The sequence below is a fragment of the Mycobacterium sp. E2327 genome (assembly GCF_001672675.1).
GTDB lineage: Bacteria > Actinomycetota > Actinomycetes > Mycobacteriales > Mycobacteriaceae > Mycobacterium.
Genome location: NZ_LZKE01000147.1, coordinates 1 through 16,371, shown reverse-complemented (window position 1 = coordinate 16,371; position 16,371 = coordinate 1). Strand labels below are relative to the sequence as shown.

Here is a 16,371-nt window from a genome sequence, read left to right as displayed (position 1 = left end):
CGGCTTCGCCGCGCTTGCGATCGCCACTAGGCGTCCACCTGCGCCATCGACCGTGCCGGCCCCAGGACCACCGGCAGCGTCGACCAACCGCGCAGCACCCGCGTGTCCCGCCGGCTTCCGGTGCCGGCCGCCCGCACTTCCGGAAAACGGTCGAAGAACGTCCGCAGCCCGACTTCCCCCTCGGCGCGCGCGAGGGCAGCCCCCAGGCAGAAGTGGCGTCCCCCGGAGAACGCGAGATGCCTTCCGGCATTTGGTCTTTCGATGTCGAAGCGGTTGGGGTCGGGGAACACCGACGGATCCCGGTTGGCGGCGGCCAGGTATATCACCACCAAGTCGTCGCGCTTGATCCGCATGCCGGCCAAGTCGACGTCGCGCAGCGCCACCCGCGCGGTGAGCTGCACCGGCGAGTCGAGGCGCAGGATCTCTTCAACGGCGTTCGGCCACAACTCGGGGCGGCGACGCAACGTGTCCAGATGCTCGGGTGTGTCCAGCAACATCCGGATCCCGTTGCCCAGCAGGTTCACCGTGGTCTCGAACCCCGCGGCCAACACCAGGCCGGCGATGGCCTGGAGCTCGTCGGGGTCGAGATGCGTTTCGGCGGAGCCACTTTCGGCGGTTTGGATCAGCTGGCTCATCAGGTTGTCACTTGGGGCGCGGCGCAACTCGCGCAGATGCTCGGCGAGCCAGGCGTTGAACCCGACGATCCCTTTCTGCACGGTGCGGTATTGCCACCAGGGCAGGCCGATGTCCAGGCTTGGCGCCGCGAGTTCGCCGAATTCCAGGACCCGGGGCCGGTCTCGCTCGGGGACTCCCAAGATGTCGCTGATGATCGCGACGGGGAGCTGCGAGCAGTATCGCCCGACGATGTCGACCACGCCGGGCTCGCCGGTCAACCGATCCAACAGGTCGGTCGCGGTGTGTTCGACGTTGTCGCGCAACGCGGCGACAGCCCTGGGCGTGAACACGGCCGACACCGTCTTGCGGTAGCGGGTGTGGTCCGGCGGCTCGACGGCCAGCAGCGACGGCGCGCGCAGTGGATGCAGGAGATCGTCGTCGTTGGTGCGGCGCTCGACCCAACGCAGCGGCGTCGGCAGGTTCGAGCCCATGTTCACCACGCGGAAGTCGTCCGACCGCAGCAGCTCGTGGGCCAGGGCATGGTCGGTGGTCAGGTAGTTCACCCGGCCCTTCACCAGCGGCCCCTGGGCGCGCAGTTGCTCGTAGAACGGAACCGGGTCGTTGGCGATCGTCGGGTCGGCGATCAACCTGGACTGAAGGTCGCCCCGCCGCATGCCGATCGCCGCGACGCCGCGGATAAACCCGTGCATCACGAGCCAGTGCAATCTCTCCTTCACGGGGCCTCCATCAGCTCGGGTGGTCTGGACCCAGCCTAGGCGGAATTCGCGTGCCCGCTCAGCACTCGGCGATGATCTTGAAGTCGGTGGTCACCGTCTTGTTGGGGTCGCTGCTGCTGATCCCGTATGCACTGCCCGTGATGGTGTAGGCGTTGTTGGTGAGGTCGACGTGCGCGTCTCCGACCCCGCCCTGCCAGAAGCTACCGGTGAACCCGCCGAAGTTGCGGATCTTCACCCACTGCGGGATGGCCCGGTAGCCGCTGAGCATCACCACCGCCTCGACGTGCGCATCGTGATCGCCGATGTCGAGGGTCCGATAGGACTGCGTCTGGCTGCACGCGGCGGGACGCGTCGTCTGGGTGGCGCCCCCGACGGTCACCCGGGCGGCTTTGCGGGGCACCGTCTGCGCCTGCCCGCAACCCGCCACACCGGCCCCCGCGATCAGCACGAAAACGGCTGCGATCCAACGGTTTCGCACCCTGCCATCCCCCTCACTGTTGCTTCGGCATCAGCGCCGGCAGGGCCTTGACGATGCGGCCCCGCACCAACTCCGGACTCAGACCCTTGAGCAGGTCGATCACGCGAATGCTCTTGGGCACGTACCAGTGCAGCCGCTTCGGATTGTGATAGGCCTGCCAGGCCGCCTCCGCGACGCTGCTCGCCGGCATCAGCCGCATCATGCCCTTCTTCGGCGCGCTGGCGCGGACGTCCTCGCCGGACATCGCCCGCCCGCCGTCGTCCGAGTGGTTGGTGGTCGTGGTGAGGATGGCGGTGTCGATCAGACCCGGCAAGACGTCGGCCACGCGCACCCCGTGCCGTTGCCATTCCACGCTGAGCGCCTCGGTCAACCCTTTGACCGCATGCTTGGTCGACGAATAGACCGCGAGGCGCGGCATCCCGTAGGTGCCCGCGGACGACGACGTCGAGAACATCAGGCTGCCGGGCCGCTTCTTCAGGTAGGGCAGCGCGACGTAGGCGCCGGTCAGCACCGCCTTAAAGTTCACCTCTACGACGCGCATCGCGGCCTCGTACGGGACGTCCTCGAACCAGCCCGATTCGCCGATGCCGGCGTTGTTCCACATCATGTCGAGCCCGCCGTCGGGGTTGCCGGCGCAGAAGTCGGCCAGCGCGGCCTCGAGCGCGGCCTTATCCGTGACGTCGACGGCACGCGTCCACAACCGGTCGTCACCCAGCTCTCCCCGCAGCGTCGTCAGTCCGTCCTCGTTGCGGTCCACCGCGGCGACGCGCCAGCCGTTGGCGTGGAAAAGCTTCGTTCCCTCGCGGCCCATGCCGCTGCCCGCGCCGGTGATGAAGACCGATTTCACGTCTAGTCAGCCCGCCTCGACCACGTCTTTGATCCTGTTGAGGGTCTTGGTCATATCGCGGATGTTGCGTCGCCTGCGCAGGAATCCGCCCAACAACCAGTAGATGCCCAGCCACGGCGCGGGATTGAGCCGAAACGACTCGGTCACGTCGGTGCCGCCGCCGCTGGGCGCCAACCGGTAGTGCCAGTTGTTCACGGCCCGGTCGCCGAGCATTACCGCGAACCCGAATTCGCGGCCGGGCTCGCATGCGGTGACCTTGCACGTCGTCCAGTAGACCGGTCCCATCTCGTTTCGCTTGACGTGGCCGCGAAATTGGGCGCCGAGCGCGGGGCCGGTCGCGTCGCCCAGCCACTCCGCCTCGAACACCTCCGGGGAGAACCGTCCCGTGTTGCGAACGTCCGCAATGAGATCCCAGATCTTGTCCGCGGGCGCCGCCATGTGAACAGTCGCCGAACCTTCCATGCGCTGATCCAAACACAGCTTCGCCCCGGCTCATAGGGCGCAATATTCGTCAGTGCGGGACGGCCGCCTGGATAAGCCCGTTGATGATCTGTTTGATGCCCTGCGCGGGGTGCGTGTACATCGCGATCGGCAGGCCGGACGCCGAGCCGCACTTCGGCCACGGGTCGAGTCCGTCTTGCGCGAAAACCCGGTTGGCGACGGCGATCTGCTCTTCCCGGGACGCGGCCGCCGGATTGCCGACACCGCCGTACTGGGCCCAGGTGCCCGGCTTGAATTGCAGCCCACCGTATTCCCCGTTGCCGGTGTTGGCGTGCCAGTTGCCGCCGGATTCGCACTGGGCGACCGCGTCCCAGTTGGGGGCGCCGGGAGCGGCGCCTGCGACGCCGGAGGAACTCAGCGATGCTGCAACGAACCCGCCGATGATGGCGGACGTGATGAGAGGCTTGCAGAGTTTTCTCATGCCAGGCATTTCGCGGGGCGTGTCCGAAGCGTTACCGATTCGAAAAGGTGGCGAGATAAGCCGTCTAGCAGCGCAATTGGGCCCCTGAGCAGCGAAATCAGAGCTTTAGAGAATGGTGAGAATTAAATAAATTAGCCCTGGCAATACGATTTGGTCGCAAGCGAAAGGGCTTGCTGGTAAAGGCCGTCGAGTTGGCGGGCGCGGGCGACTTCGCTTCGCGCGGCGTCCAGGTCGGTGGCGCAGCCGGGGGAGTGCAACAGGTCCCAGCCAGCCACGATCGCAGTCAGCATCGTGTGGTTGAGGCCGTCGATCGTCGACCGCGACTCCGACAGGTCTGGCGCCGCGCCCGGCGCGTCCGCCGGGTTCAGCTTCCAGTCCGCGAACCGCGCGTATTCGATTGCCTCGGTTGCGTTGATCTGATCGCCGAAGACGCGGGTGACGTAATTCGGGTCGACGCGCGCGGCGCTCGCCTCGGCGCCCAGTTTGGCGAGCTCCTGCTGGACCCGGCCCGGGTCCTCGATGGTGCCGCCCGTCTTCCACTTGAAGGCGGCCACCGGCTCGGCGACCTGGAGCCGCTGGGCGGCGGCGTCGACCAACCCGATCAGCGGGCCGGCGGCGTCGCCCCGCGCGAGGGGTGCCGCGAGCAACAGGACGGCCACGGTGCCGGGCAACGCGAGGCGCGTCATCGGGCGGTTGGGCCGCCGGCGAGCGCCGGTCATGACCATGATTGAAGATTCTCTCCCGAGTTAGCCTGGGCACTGATGTCGCAGGCGTCTCGCGGAGATTGGTTGCGCACGACACAGGTTCGCGCGCTGATCGCCGCCGCGCTGACGGCCTCGCTGCTCATGAGCGGGGCCATCCTGCTGGTGGACCGGCTGCACACCACTACCTCCGATGTTCTCGATCATCCCGCCAACCCGGTCAGCGACGATCAGTCGCAGGCCCAGGCGGTCGAGTCGGCCAGGCAAATCGTCACCCTGACCGGGCTGCGGACCACGTCGGCGGGCTACACGTTGATGTCGTGCAAAAACCGCGACGACCCCCCGTACCAGGGCGCGATCTACCTGACCTTCGCGCTGCCCGCCGGCACGCAAGCCGAGGCGTACTTCCCGGGCCTCGCGGCGACGCTCGTCGGCCACGGCTGGACCGAGGGCCTGCCACCCAACGATCACGTGTTCGCCCGGTCGCTCACCAAGGATGCCGTCACCGCGATCGTGTATCGGCAGACCGAGGCCCCCGACGTGGGGGTCCTGCGCGTCTACGGCCAGTGCCGAAACATGAACGACCACCGCACCGACGTGACCGCGTGGACCGACGTCACCGACCGATTGAAGGCCCCCTGACGCGCTACTGCGCCTGACGTTGTCGTCAAGCGCAGTAGCGGAATCTCTGGCAGATCAGGTGTTATCCACCGCCGCCGGGGGTCGCGCCCAGGCTGCTCTGCAAGTCGGGCTTCATCGCGTTGAGCTGCGCTCCCCAGTACTCCCAGCTGTGCGTTCCATAGGGCGGGAAGTTGAAGACGGCGTTGTGGCCGCCCGCGGCGTTGTAGGCGTCTTGGAACTTCTTGTTGACGCCGATCATGAAGTTGCTCTCGAGGAACGTGGCCGGCAGGTTGGCGCCGCCCAGCTCGTTCGGGGTCCCGTTACCGCAGTACACCCAGAGCCGGGTGTTGTGTTCGACGAGCAGGTTGACGTTGACCAACGGGTCGTTGCGTTGCCACGCCGGGTCGTTGTCCGGCCCCCACATGTCTTCCTTCTTGTAGCCGCCGGCATCGCCCATCGCCAGGCCGATCCAGCCCTGCCCGGTGGACGGGCTGAGGTAGCCGGACAGCGAACCGGCGTAGACGAACTGGCCCGGGTGGTAGTTCGCCAGGTTCATCGCCGATGCGCCCGCCATCGAGATGCCGACCGCGGCGCTACCGGTCGCCTTGACGCTCCGCTGCGACGACAGGTAGCCGGGCAGCTCGCTGGTCAGGAACGTCTCCCACTTGTAAGTCGAGCAGCCGGCCTTCCCACACGCCGGGCGGTACCAGTCGGTGTAGAAGCTGGACTGCCCACCAACCGGCATGACGATCGACAGGCCCGACTTGTAGTACCACTCGAACGCGGGCGTGTTGATGTCCCAGCCGTTGTAGTCGTCCTGGGCACGCAGGCCGTCGAGCAGGTACACCGCGGGCGAGCCGTCTCCGCCGCTCTGGAATTGCACCTTGATGTTGCGGCCCATTGAAGCCGACGGCACTTGCAGGTATTCGACGGGCAGACCCGGGCGGGAGAACGCCCCCGCGGTCGCCGACCCCCCCACAAGACCGATCAGGCCCGGGAGGGTGGCAGCCGCCGCCGTACCGACCAAAAGCCGGCGCCCCCAGGCCCGGATCTTCTCGCTCACGTCTGTCATACCTGCCCCTGTCCGTATCTGTGATCGCGATCTCAGGCAGGAATTTACCGGGTTATTAGACCAAATGTCGATCGGGACGCGATGGTGTCTCGGTTTTATATCGGTTTTCGTCCGAATTTCGCAATGCGGATATGGCGACCGCGCGGGCCCAACTACGGGAACCCCGAGACCGCCGGTTCGCGGCCGTTGCGCCGCAAACCCCGAGGCAGCCGGCCGCATCCGACTTAAGAGATCGGGCGCCCGCGATCGGAAATGGCGACGTCGGTTTCCACGTCGATTTCCAGCGAGTGCGCGGGACATACTCGCAGGCCGGTCCGGCGTGCCGGAGTTGGTCGCCCACGCGTTCGATTGCGGACGGCGAATGCTCGACGGCCGGGCCGCGATAATTTTTCGGGGCCGTAAATGGGCGGACTGGTTGAAACGCTGGGTGCCCGTCACCTGCCGTTTTCGCGGCCGGCTCGGGGGGATCGCCGGCTTGGCCGCGTTCGCGTGCGGGTTTGACGGGGATTCGGAACCGGGGCGAGCCGAACTTGCGCGGACCGCGTAGGCTCTCACGGAGCAAGCCGATGGAGACCACGCAATCCCGGTCCGTTCCGGCCCTCATGAACCGCCGCACCAGCATTTTGTGGTGCGTGAGCGCGGCCGAGGGCTTCGGAGGTCCGGGACCGATTGAGGTGCAGACTTGGATACGGTACTGGGGCTATCGCTGACGCCGACCACCCTCGGGTGGGTCCTGGCCGAGGGACACGGCGCAGACGGCACGATCCTGGACCATCACGAGCTGAGTCTGCGCGCCGGCCGTGGCGCCCGAGCCCTGAGCACCGCGGAGCAAGTGGCGGACGAGGTATTGCGGGTGGATGCGCGCGCATCGGCGAGCGAACGGCGGGTGCGTGTCATCGGGCTCACCTGGAACGACGACGCGTCCGCGCAGGCGGCGCTGCTGTTGGAGGCCTTGACCGACGCCGGCTTCGACAACGTGGTGCCCGTCCGGCTGCTGGAGGCGGTCGAGACGCTGGCGCTCGCGATCGCCCCGGTCATCGGGTACGAGCAGACCGCCGTCTGCATCCTCGACGAGGACTGGGCCACCGTCGTCATGGTCGCCACCCACGAGGGCCAGACCCAGACGGCCGTCAAGCACGTGCGCGGCGGCTTCGACGGCCTGACTTCCTGGCTGAGCGGGATGTTCGAACGACCGACCGGCTGGCGGCCCGGCGGGGTGGTTGTCGTCGGCGGCGGCAGCGACGTCGACGGATTCTCCTGGCAGCTCGAAAAGACCTTGCCCGTACCGGTTTTCGCGCAGACGATGGCGCAGGTGACGGTGGCGCGCGGCGCGGCGCTGGCCGCGGCCCGAAGCACCGAGTTCACCGACGATCAACTGGTGGCGCACCTCGATGAGCCCGCCGTCGCGCCCCAGCATCGGCCCCGCAGGCTGTCCTATGCCGGCGCCGTGACCGCGCTGGCCGCGGGAGCGATCACCTTCGTCTCGTCCCTGTCGCTCGCCCTGGGCATCCAGCTGGCCCCGGCCAGCGAGTCTGCGCCGGGCAAGCGGGTCGTGCATGCGCCGCCGCCGCAGATCGCCGAGGCCGTCGCGCCTGCCCCCGCTCCGCCGCCCGAGGCGGTATCGCCGGCCCCGCAGTCGAAGACGCCCGCCGGCGAGCCGGTCACCGAGTCAGGGGCCGGAGGGGAGCAGCAGGGCGCTCCCGCCGAGCAGCAGCCGGACTCGAACGACCGCCAGCCGTACTTGACCCGGGTGCTCGAGCACATCCCGGGCGACGCCGGTGATGCGGCGTCGCACACCCCAACGCCCTAGCGCGGCGCCTGAACTCAGCCGTCCTTGGCGTGAACGGCGCTGAACGACACCGTCACCTCGTCGTCGACCCGGACCGAGCCCATCAGCAGCGAGTAGGGCTTGACGCCGTAATCGGTTTGGCGAACGCGCGATTTGACGGTCATCCGCCACCGGTCGCCGAGATCCTCTGTGCGCAAATCGATCACGTGTTTTCGTGACTGCCCACGGATGTGCAGCTTTCCAGTGAGGCGGTACCCGTCGCCGCTCTTCTCGATCGTGTCCGCGTTAAATCGGATCTCGGGATAACGGCTGGCGCCCAACGACTTAAGCGCGTTGGATCTCACCACCGCTTTCTCCGGCCCGGACAGCCCCTTGACCCCGCCCTCGCCGCGCAGCACCTCGAACGAATCGACGTCGACGGTCAGCTCGGCGGTGACCGGCTCGCCGGAGGCCCAGGCCACCGTGGCCTCCCAGCGCGTCATCGCGATGGTGAGCCGATGACCCATTCGCGCCGCCCTGCCCGCGACGCCGGTGCGGACCAGCAACTCCCCGTCGGATGCGGTCAGGGTCCACAGGTCGGTCACAGCGCGCCCGTGGTCACATCGTCAAAACGGTGCGGTAGTGAGCACGCCCCTGCTCCAAAGCCGCGTAGCCCTTGGCGGCCTGCGCCAGCGGTAGCTCCTCGATCCACGCCCGAACGCCCGACAAAACCGCGAAATGCATAGTGTCTTCAACGTCTTTCGCGGTGCCGGAGGGATGCCCGACGATGCTTACCCCCGGTGTGATGAGCTGGATCGGACTGATCGGCAACGGTTCAGGCGTGACGCCGATGGTGACCAGCTCGCCTTGCGGCGATATCCCGCCGACGGTTGCCGCCATCGCCGGCGAGTTGCCCGCGGTCGCCAGCACGACCGCCGCCCCGCCCAGGGCCTTGAGCGCTTCGGCGGGATCCGCGGCGGTGGAATCGATGTAGTGGTGGGCGCCCAACTTGCGGGCATCCTCCTCCTTGCCGGCGCCGCGGGCGATCGCGATGGTTTCGAAACCCATCGCCCGGGCGAACTGCACCCCGAGGTGACCGAGCCCGCCGACACCGAGGACGGCGACGCGGTCGCCGGGCAGTGCCTTGGTATGACGCAACGCGTTGTAGGTGGTGACGCCGGCGCAGCCCATCGGCGCGGCTTCCGCGTCGGACAGCCCCGCCGGTATCCGGGCGAGCGCACTGCCCGGGACGGTGGCGGATTCCGCGTACCCGCCCGGATATTGATAGCTCGGGACCTTCCCGTTCTCGCAATGAATGAAGTGGCCTTTCCGGCACTCGTCGCAGTGGTAGCAGCACCCGCCGAACCACCCGACCGCGACGCGATCGCCCACCTCGAAACCCTCTACACCGGAGCCGAGTTCGGCGATCGTTCCAGCGATTTCGTGCCCGGGCGTCAGCGGCCACGTCATGCCCGGAAAGCCGCCCGCGACAAAGTGTGCGTCCGTGCCGCAGATCCCGCACGCGGTGACGGTCAGCCGCGCCTCACCGGGGCCCGGCGGCTTGGTTTCGACATCGACCAGTTCTAGTGGTGCGCCCGCGGACTTGACGTGAACAGCTCGATGGGTAGCCATGCCTTGAGGCTAGTGCGCGGCAGGTGATTTCGCGCCGTCGGTGTGGTAGTCGACCTGCCAGTGCTTGATCCCGTTGAGCCATCCCGACCGCAGCCGCTCGGGCTTGCCGATCGATTCCAGGTTCGGGATGCCGTCGGCGATCGCGTTGAACATCAGGTCGATCGTCATGCGCGCCAGGTTGGCCCCGATGCAGTAGTGCGCACCGGTGCCACCGAATCCGACGTGCGGGTTGGGGTCGCGCAGGATGTTGAAGGTGAAGGGGTCGTCGAACACGTCCTCGTCGAAATTGGCCGAGCGGTAGACCATTACCACCCGCTGACCCTTCTTGATCTGCACGCCGGACAGCTCGTAGTCCTCCAGCGCGGTGCGCTGAAACGACGTGACGGGGGTGGCCCACCGGACGATCTCGTCGGCCGCGGTGCCGGGGCGTTCCCTTTTGAACAGCTCCCATTGGTCGGGGAAATCGGTGAAGGCCATCATGCCCTGGGTGATGGAGTTGCGGGTGGTCTCGTTGCCGGCCACCGCCAACAGGATCACGAAGAAGCCGAACTCGTCGTCGGAGAGCTTGTGGCCGTCGATGTCGGCCTGCACCAGCTTGGTGACGAGGTCGTCGCCCGGGTTCTTCGCCCGGTCGGCGGCCATCTGCATGCCGTAGGTGATGAGTTCGACGGAAGCGGTGATGGCGTCGTTGTTCGCAAACTCGGGGTCCTGGTCACCGACCATCTCGTTGGACCAGTGGAAGAGTTTTTTGCGTTCGTCCTGTGGCACCCCCATCAAGCCGGCGATCGCCTGCAACGGCAGCTCGCACGACACCTGCTCGACGAAGTCGCCGCGACCCTCGGCCGCCGCCTCCTCGACGATGCGCCGGGCGCGATCGGCCAGGTCGTCGCGCAAGCGCTCGATGGCGCGCGGCGTGAAGGCCCGCGAGATGATCTTGCGCAGCCGGGTGTGCTGCGGCGCATCCATGTTGAGCAGGACGAATTTGCCGCGTTCGACCTGCTCGCCGACCGTGCCGTCCTTGTAGCGCGGCAGGGCGGTCTTCTGCAGGCTGGAGAAGACGTCGCTGCGCAGCGAGATTTCCTTGACGTCCTTGTGCTTGGACACCACCCAGAACCCGCCGTCGTCGAAGCCGCCGGCCCCGATCGGCTGCTCGTTCCACCAGATCGGCGCGGTTCGGCGCAGCTCCGCCAGCTCTTCCACCGGCAGCCGCTCGGCATGGATGTCCGGGTCGGTGAAATCGAATCCGGGCGGCAGATTCGGCTCGGTGGTTGTCTTCGATGCTGACAAGGTCCGCTCCTTCATACGAAGTCGTCTAGTCGTCTTCTTTGTGCCAAATAAACCACTGCTACACCACCGTTGGGAAGGATTGCGGCAAGATCGCCAGGCCGAATTGCAACGTGTTCACCGCCGATGAGTTTCCCGCGCGCCGCCGGTCTGTATGGGCATGCGCATAGTTCTGAGTGACTTCGTGAGCCTGGATGGGGTCGTCCAAGCCCCGGGCGGCCAGGGCGAGGACAGCGACGGGGGATTCGCACACGGCGGTTGGTCGATGCCGTACTTCGAACCCGAGACGATGGGACCGGCCGTCTCCGAGCTGCTGGCCGAGACCGACGCGCTGTTGTTCGGCCGTCGCACCTGGCAATCGATGGCCGCCGCCTGGCCCGCCCGCGCCGGCGACGAGTTCGCGGACCGGATGAACGAGATCCCCAAATACGTGGCGTCGCGGACGCTCGGCCAAAGCGATCTCGACTGGCACGGCTCGACCCTGCTGCCGGCCGACGACGCGATCAGCGCGATACGCGAGCTGCGCGCACGCGACGGCCGGTCGCTGCAGGTGATGGGCAGCGCGTCGCTGGTCTCGCAGCTGATCGAGCACGACCTGGTCGACGAATACCGGCTGATGATCGAGCCGATCCTGCTCGGCGGCGGCAAGCGGGTGTTTCCCGACGACGGACGGGCCCGGGCGCTCGAGCTCGTCTCGGCGACGACGACCGGGACCGGGGTACTGATCTGCACCTACCGGCGTCTTTGACCGGCGGATATGCTTTGGTCCTGGTCACCGGCGACAGGTGGGGTGGAACATGATTCGGGAACTACTCAGCGCCGCTTCGATAGCGGGCATCACGATCGGCATGGCCCCGTGCGCCGCCGCAGGTTACGACGGCGACGTGCCGAACATGAACTATCAGGCGTCGCTGGGGGCGCCGTGCGACAACTACGAGCGCTTCATCTTCGGGCGGGGCCCCAGCGGCCAGGCAGAGGCGTGCCACTTCCCGCCGCCCAACCAGTTCCCCGCCGCCACCACCGGCTACTGGGTCATCTCCTACCCGCTATACGGGGTGCAGCAGGCCGGCGCGAAGTGCCCGGGCCCGCAAGCGGCGGCGCAGTCGGAGCGCGGCCTGCCCATGCTTTGCCTGGGAGACAAGGGCTGGCAAGAGGGATGGTTCACCGGGGCAGGGTTCTTCCCGCCGTCCGAATGACGGGGTAAATCGATGAATCGCGCCCAGCCGGCCGGGGCACCGGTCCCGCGCTGGCTGCGCTTTGTCCTCGCGTCGGATCGCGCGGGCTCGGCCTGGTACGTCGGGACCGGCTTCTTCTTCGCGCCGGTGCTAGCCGTGCTGTCGCCGTGGCCCGCGGTCACCGCCGTGCTCTGGGGGCTCATCGCGGTGGCCGGATTGTGGCTGGGCCTCCTCGGTATCGCGATGGCCGTCGGGCTGGCGCGGATACTGCGGTCCGGCGCCGAGATTCCCGAGGACTACTGGCGCACCCTGGTGAACTACTAGAGCAGATGGTGGCGACCCGCAGCGCCCGGCTACGCCGCGCTCGCGACCGCCACTAGAGCCGATGGTGGCGACCCGCAGCGCCCGGCTACGCCGCGCTCGCGATCGCCACTAGAGCCGATGGTGGCGACCCGCAGCGCCCGGCTACGCCGCGCTCGCGATCGCCACTAGAGTCGTTCCCAAAGGTCCTGCGACAAAAGGAGATTCCGATGGGCTTCAATCCGAAAGACGCAGTCGACGCCGCCCGCGACATCGCCGCCAACGCCGTCGAAAAGGCCTCCGACATCGTCGAACACGCCAGCGACATGATCCGGGGCGACATCGCGGGCGGTGCGAGCGGCATCGTCCAGAACTCGATCGACATCGGCACCTATGCGGTGGACCGGACGAAAGAGGTGTTCACCGGTCCCGGTAGTGACGAAGTCGACGAAGTCGACGAGTAGCCGCCGTCAGACGGCGGCGGCGGCGTTCAGCTCGTCCAGCCTGTTGGTCGACTCCAGGTATTCCTGCACCCACCGCTCGATGACGGTCGACGTCTTTTCCACCTTGTTGAACTGCCCGACGACCTGACCGACCGGGTTGAACGCGACGTCGACCGTCTCGTTCGGGTATTTGTTCGTGGCGCGCACGGCCATGCCGGAAACCATGTACTGCAACGGCATTCCGAGCGGCTTGGGGTTGTCCGGCTGCTCCCATGCCTCGGTCCAGTCGTTGCGCAGCATCCGGGCCGGCTTGCCGGTGAACGAACGGCTGCGCACGGTGTCACGGCTGGACGCCTTGGCATACGCGGCCTGCTGAACGGGGGTGTTCGAAGCTTCCTCGACCATCAGCCACTGCGACCCGGTCCACGCACCCTGGGCGCCGAGGGCCAAGGCCGCGGCGATCTGCTGACCGCTGCCGATCCCGCCCGCTGCGAGCACCGGTACCGGCGCGACCTCCTTAACGACCTGGGGCCACAACACGATCGAGCCCACCTCGCCGCAGTGGCCGCCGGCCTCGCCGCCCTGGGCGATGATGATGTCGACCCCGGCGTCGGCGTGCTTGCGGGCCTGCGACGGTGAGCCGCACAGCGCGGCCACCTTGCGGCCGGATTCGTGGATGTGCTTGATCATGTCGGCCGGGGGGGTGCCCAGCGCGTTGGCGATCATCGCCACCTTCGGGTGTTGCAGCGCGACTTCAACCTGCGGGGTGGCGGTCGCCTCCGTCCAGCCGAGCAGTTGCAGAGTGTCCTCGTCGGCGTGATCGACCGGCACACCGTGATCGGCCAGGATCTTCTTCGCGAAGTCGAGGTGCTCCTGCGGCACCATTTTGCGCAGTGTGTCGGCCAGCTCCTCGGCCGACAGGTGCGAGTCCATTCCCTCGTACTTGTTCGGGATCACGATGTCGACGCCGTAGGGGTGGTCGCCGATGTTGTCGTCGATCCACTTGAGCTCGATCTCCAGCTGCTCGGGCGTGAAGCCGACGGCGCCCAGCACGCCGAAACCACCGGCCTTGCTGACAGCGACCACGACGTCGCGGCAGTGGGTGAAGGCGAAGATCGGGAACTCGATGCCGAGTTCGTCGCAGATCGCGGTGTGCATGCCTACTCCTGGAAGCTTGACCGATGTAAACGAACTGAAACGTGTTCTAGTTTAGTACGAGCGCCGTTGACGTGGCCAGCCGCCCCCGACCAGCGCGTCGTCACTACGACGTATCACGACGCGTCAGGTGGTCCACAGGATCAGAAACGCCAGCATGCCGCCGAAGCAGGCCAGGTGGTCGCGGCAGATCGCTCGCGCCAGCCGGGTTTGTTCGGCCGGACCGTCCGCCCGGTGCCCGAGCCGAACGGCGGCGGGGACCGTGCGCGTCAGCGCCAGCACCATCGGGACACCCGCGAGCGCGGCGGAGATTGCCAGCAGCCACCCGGGGTCGTGTCCCCGGGCGGCCTGAAAACCCAACGCCGCCAACAAGATCAGCATTACCAAGGCGATCAGCCGGCTCATCGGTCGCGACGTGGTGGTCGCGCGATGGTAATAGCCCGCGATCGACGCGAGCACCGGCTCGGGCAATTCGTCACCCGCGCTTCGATTTTGAAGAACCTGGACGTCGAAAATGAGGTCCATCCACAAAACGGCGAGCAAAAATCCACCGCAGCCAGTGAGTAACGGGGCCATGGCGCTCGTTACCTCCCGTTCGCCTAAACGCCGCAAATTCGGGGTTGATTTATTGTTGCCCGCTTAGCTGCGGCTGGGAAATCGCTTTGAATTGTTGTAACCACGTCTAATTAGGCACCCGAAGGGCCTACGATCCGCTTGTCGGGGGCGACCTGGAGGTTGTCGGATGTCGTTTGTAGTTGCAGTTCCGGACGCGGTCGCCACGGCGGCGGAGAATTTGGCGGGCATCGGTTCATCGCTGGGCACGGCCAATGCGACCGCGGCGGCCAACACCACCGGCCTGCTAACCGCGGCAAGTGATGAGGTATCGACCGCGATCGCCTCCTTATTCTCCAATCACGCCGCCCAATACCAGGCGCTCAGCGCTCAGGCGGCGGCGTTTCACAACCAATTCGTCGACCTGCTGCAGAGTGCCGGCGGCGCCTACGCGGCGACCGAGGCGGCGAGCGCGAATCCACTGCAGACGATTGCGCAAGACGTGCTTGGGGTGATCAACACCCCGACCGAGCTGCTGCTAGGGCGCCCGCTTATCGGCAACGGCACCAACGGCGCTGCCGGCACCGGGGCGGCCGGCGGGCCCGGCGGGATCTTGCTCGGTAACGGAGGCACCGGCGGCTCCGGCGGTGTCGGGCAGGTCGGTGGCGCTGGTGGCGCGGCCGGTCTGATTGGCTTCGGCGGGGCCGGGGGGACCGGCGGCCCCGGCCTCGCGGGCGGCCATGGCGGCAACGGCGGGTTGCTGTGGGGCAACGGCGGGGCCGGCGGGACGGGCGGGACGACCGGCCTCGGCATCGGCGGTGCCGGCGGTGCCGGCGGCAACGCGTTCCTGATCGGAAGTGGTGGCGCCGGCGGGGCCGGTGCGCTCGGAATTCCCGGCTCTAACGGCGGGGACGGCGGCGCCGGCGGCCACGCCGGCTTCCTCTCGGGGATCGGCGGGGCGGGCGGCGCCGGCGGTGACGCTCTCGGCCCCGGAGCTGCGGGAGGCGCCGGCGGGGCCGGCGGCAACGGAACCGGCCTCTTCACCGGCTTCGGCGGGGCCGGCGGGCAGGGTGGCGCCGCCACCACGGGAGTCGCCGGGGCCGGCGGGGCCGGCGGCCAGGGCTTCGCACGCATCCCGTTCGGGATCGACTTGAGCCAGGGTGGGAACGGCGGCGCCGGTGGCGCCGCCACCCTCCTCGGAGGTACCGGAGGCGCCGGTGGCGCGGGGGGGAACAGCGGTTCGTCCGGCTTCTTCGGAATCGACCTGGCCCAGGGCGGCGCCGGCGGCGTGGGCGGCGCCGCCGTCGACGGACTCGCCGGGGCCGGTGGTGCCGGCGGTGCCGCCGCCGCCCCGGACTTCATCGGGTTGGGCGCTTCCATCGGCGGCAACGGCGGCGTGGGCGGTGCGGCCAGCGGCATCGGTACCGGCGGCATCGGCGGCGCCGGCGGTACCGCGGCCACGGTGACCGGCATCGCCGGCGGCGGTGCGGGCGGGGCCGGCGGCGCATCGACCTCCGGCAACGGCGGCACCGGCGGGGACGGTGGCCTGGCCGCGGGGCTCGTGGGCGCCATCGGCGGCAACGGCGGGCACGGCGGCGCCGCTCCCTCCGGCAACGGCTTCAACGACGGCGGCAACGGCGGCAACGCCCTCAGCTTCTTCGCCCAGGGCGGCACCGGCGGCGACGCCGGCACCGGCAGCGGGGGCGCCAACGGCGGCAACGGCGGCAACGCCGGTTTGGTGAGCGGCGGCCCCTACAGCGCGTCGATATACGGTATCGGTGGCAACGGCGGCAACGGACACGCCCCCGGGCACGGCGGCACCGGTGGCCTCGGCGGACTCTACGGCGCGCCCGGCAAGAACGGAACACCCTAGCCACTGAAATCCCTTGCACCACTTTGGTTTCAGGGGTCACAGATCGGCGTTTGTTGTCGGTGGGTGTTCGTACGATTCGGGGTATGGGTGCGAGCAGTCGTGAGGAGATCGTCGAGGTGTTCGACGCGCTCGATGATGCCCTGAAGCGGTTGTGCGATTTGTCTTTTGACGTGTTGACCACCCCGGAGCGGTTGCG

The 16,371-nt window shown here is 68.0% G+C and carries 19 protein-coding genes; 7 read left to right on the top strand and 12 right to left on the bottom strand.

Annotated elements, in window-relative coordinates; translation table 11 throughout:
- Positions 1 to 26: 26 nt before the first annotated feature.
- From A5712_RS17855 to A5712_RS17830, 6 genes are all read right to left on the bottom strand, one after another.
- Complete coding sequence (locus tag A5712_RS17855) at positions 27 to 1,352, bottom strand: cytochrome P450 (protein WP_068107650.1); 1,326 nt, start codon at positions 1,350 to 1,352, stop codon at positions 27 to 29.
- Positions 1,353 to 1,410: 58 nt separating this feature from the next.
- A complete protein-coding gene (locus tag A5712_RS17850; RefSeq protein WP_068107648.1) occupies positions 1,411 to 1,830 on the bottom strand; it encodes a lipoprotein LpqH in 420 nt (139 codons plus the stop codon).
- Positions 1,831 to 1,843: 13 nt separating this feature from the next.
- Positions 1,844 to 2,677 (bottom strand): SDR family oxidoreductase, encoded by an 834-nt coding sequence (locus tag A5712_RS17845; RefSeq protein WP_068107646.1) that lies wholly within the window; start codon positions 2,675 to 2,677, stop codon positions 1,844 to 1,846.
- 6 nt (positions 2,678 to 2,683) lie between these two features.
- Positions 2,684 to 3,157: an SRPBCC family protein gene (locus A5712_RS17840; protein ID WP_173817369.1), complete on the bottom strand. Its 474-nt coding sequence runs from the start codon at positions 3,155 to 3,157 to the stop codon at positions 2,684 to 2,686.
- A 31-nt stretch (positions 3,158 to 3,188) separates the two neighbouring features.
- On the bottom strand, positions 3,189 to 3,608 hold the full coding sequence (gene rpfC / locus A5712_RS17835) for a resuscitation-promoting factor RpfC (protein WP_173817365.1): 420 nt from the start codon (positions 3,606 to 3,608) through the stop codon (positions 3,189 to 3,191).
- A gap of 122 nt (positions 3,609 to 3,730) precedes the next feature.
- Positions 3,731 to 4,285: a chorismate mutase gene (locus tag A5712_RS17830; RefSeq protein WP_369830405.1), complete on the bottom strand. Its 555-nt coding sequence runs from the start codon at positions 4,283 to 4,285 to the stop codon at positions 3,731 to 3,733.
- Positions 4,286 to 4,360: 75 nt separating this feature from the next.
- Here A5712_RS17830 and A5712_RS17825 point away from each other — a divergent pair, with 75 nt between their 5' ends.
- Complete coding sequence (locus tag A5712_RS17825; RefSeq protein ID WP_197519426.1) at positions 4,361 to 4,942, top strand: hypothetical protein; 582 nt, start codon at positions 4,361 to 4,363, stop codon at positions 4,940 to 4,942.
- 61 nt (positions 4,943 to 5,003) lie between these two features.
- On the opposite strand, the gene ag85B is transcribed toward A5712_RS17825, so the two are convergent.
- On the bottom strand, positions 5,004 to 5,993 hold the full coding sequence (ag85B, locus tag A5712_RS17820; protein ID WP_068107640.1) for a diacylglycerol acyltransferase/mycolyltransferase Ag85B: 990 nt from the start codon (positions 5,991 to 5,993) through the stop codon (positions 5,004 to 5,006).
- Positions 5,994 to 6,675: 682 nt separating this feature from the next.
- On the opposite strand from ag85B, the gene A5712_RS17810 reads away from it, so the two are divergent.
- Positions 6,676 to 7,803: a hypothetical protein gene (locus tag A5712_RS17810; protein ID WP_068107637.1), complete on the top strand. Its 1,128-nt coding sequence runs from the start codon at positions 6,676 to 6,678 to the stop codon at positions 7,801 to 7,803.
- Positions 7,804 to 7,817: 14 nt separating this feature from the next.
- Here the strand turns inward: A5712_RS17810 and A5712_RS17805 are convergent, their stop codons facing one another.
- The 3 genes from A5712_RS17805 to A5712_RS17795 are packed head-to-tail and all read right to left on the bottom strand — an operon-like array spanning position 7,818 to position 10,680.
- Complete coding sequence (locus tag A5712_RS17805; RefSeq protein WP_082973508.1) at positions 7,818 to 8,357, bottom strand: YceI family protein; 540 nt, start codon at positions 8,355 to 8,357, stop codon at positions 7,818 to 7,820.
- A gap of 22 nt (positions 8,358 to 8,379) precedes the next feature.
- Positions 8,380 to 9,393, bottom strand: coding sequence for an alcohol dehydrogenase catalytic domain-containing protein (locus A5712_RS17800; RefSeq protein WP_068107632.1), 1,014 nt, complete (start codon positions 9,391 to 9,393; stop codon positions 8,380 to 8,382).
- A gap of 9 nt (positions 9,394 to 9,402) precedes the next feature.
- Positions 9,403 to 10,680 carry a cytochrome P450 gene (locus tag A5712_RS17795; protein ID WP_231985435.1) on the bottom strand — a complete coding sequence of 426 codons (1,278 nt, stop codon included), beginning with the start codon at positions 10,678 to 10,680 and terminating at the stop codon, positions 9,403 to 9,405.
- A gap of 151 nt (positions 10,681 to 10,831) precedes the next feature.
- Here A5712_RS17795 and A5712_RS17790 point away from each other — a divergent pair, with 151 nt between their 5' ends.
- The 4 genes from A5712_RS17790 (at position 10,832) to A5712_RS17775 (ending at position 12,616) form a co-directional block, all read left to right on the top strand.
- Entirely contained in the window at positions 10,832 to 11,425 is a 594-nt protein-coding gene (locus A5712_RS17790) for a dihydrofolate reductase family protein (RefSeq protein ID WP_369830404.1), read from the top strand.
- A 49-nt stretch (positions 11,426 to 11,474) separates the two neighbouring features.
- Positions 11,475 to 11,873, top strand: a complete 399-nt coding sequence (locus A5712_RS17785) for a hypothetical protein (protein WP_068107628.1) — start codon at positions 11,475 to 11,477, stop codon at positions 11,871 to 11,873.
- Between the two features lie 12 nt (positions 11,874 to 11,885).
- Positions 11,886 to 12,176, top strand: coding sequence for a hypothetical protein (locus A5712_RS17780; protein WP_068107626.1), 291 nt, complete (start codon positions 11,886 to 11,888; stop codon positions 12,174 to 12,176).
- Positions 12,177 to 12,382: 206 nt separating this feature from the next.
- Positions 12,383 to 12,616: a hypothetical protein gene (locus tag A5712_RS17775; protein ID WP_068107625.1), complete on the top strand. Its 234-nt coding sequence runs from the start codon at positions 12,383 to 12,385 to the stop codon at positions 12,614 to 12,616.
- Positions 12,617 to 12,622: 6 nt separating this feature from the next.
- Here A5712_RS17775 and A5712_RS17770 read toward each other — a convergent pair whose 3' ends face one another.
- Together A5712_RS17770 and A5712_RS17765 are read right to left on the bottom strand one after the other, a co-directional pair.
- Entirely contained in the window at positions 12,623 to 13,753 is a 1,131-nt protein-coding gene (locus A5712_RS17770; protein WP_068107624.1) for a nitronate monooxygenase, read from the bottom strand.
- Between the two features lie 123 nt (positions 13,754 to 13,876).
- Positions 13,877 to 14,326, bottom strand: coding sequence for a hypothetical protein (locus tag A5712_RS17765; protein ID WP_068107622.1), 450 nt, complete (start codon positions 14,324 to 14,326; stop codon positions 13,877 to 13,879).
- Between the two features lie 166 nt (positions 14,327 to 14,492).
- Between A5712_RS17765 and A5712_RS17760 the strand changes: the two genes are divergently transcribed.
- On the top strand, positions 14,493 to 16,175 hold the full coding sequence (locus tag A5712_RS17760; protein ID WP_068107620.1) for a PE family protein: 1,683 nt from the start codon (positions 14,493 to 14,495) through the stop codon (positions 16,173 to 16,175).
- Positions 16,176 to 16,371 lie beyond the last annotated feature (196 nt).

Coding starts and splice junctions, on each gene's coding strand:
- rpfC (WP_173817365.1), bottom strand. CDS start 3,608: ATGCCTGGCATGAGAAAACTCTGCAAGCCTCTCATCACGTCCGCCATC.
- A5712_RS17830 (WP_369830405.1), bottom strand. CDS start 4,285: ATGACGCGCCTCGCGTTGCCCGGCACCGTGGCCGTCCTGTTGCTCGCG.
- A5712_RS17825 (WP_197519426.1), top strand. CDS start 4,361: ATGTCGCAGGCGTCTCGCGGAGATTGGTTGCGCACGACACAGGTTCGC.
- ag85B (WP_068107640.1), bottom strand. CDS start 5,993: ATGACAGACGTGAGCGAGAAGATCCGGGCCTGGGGGCGCCGGCTTTTG.
- A5712_RS17800 (WP_068107632.1), bottom strand. CDS start 9,393: ATGGCTACCCATCGAGCTGTTCACGTCAAGTCCGCGGGCGCACCACTA.
- A5712_RS17790 (WP_369830404.1), top strand. CDS start 10,832: ATGGGCATGCGCATAGTTCTGAGTGACTTCGTGAGCCTGGATGGGGTC.
- A5712_RS17785 (WP_068107628.1), top strand. CDS start 11,475: ATGATTCGGGAACTACTCAGCGCCGCTTCGATAGCGGGCATCACGATC.
- A5712_RS17780 (WP_068107626.1), top strand. CDS start 11,886: ATGAATCGCGCCCAGCCGGCCGGGGCACCGGTCCCGCGCTGGCTGCGC.
- A5712_RS17775 (WP_068107625.1), top strand. CDS start 12,383: ATGGGCTTCAATCCGAAAGACGCAGTCGACGCCGCCCGCGACATCGCC.
- A5712_RS17770 (WP_068107624.1), bottom strand. CDS start 13,753: ATGCACACCGCGATCTGCGACGAACTCGGCATCGAGTTCCCGATCTTC.
- A5712_RS17765 (WP_068107622.1), bottom strand. CDS start 14,326: ATGGCCCCGTTACTCACTGGCTGCGGTGGATTTTTGCTCGCCGTTTTG.
- A5712_RS17760 (WP_068107620.1), top strand. CDS start 14,493: ATGTCGTTTGTAGTTGCAGTTCCGGACGCGGTCGCCACGGCGGCGGAG.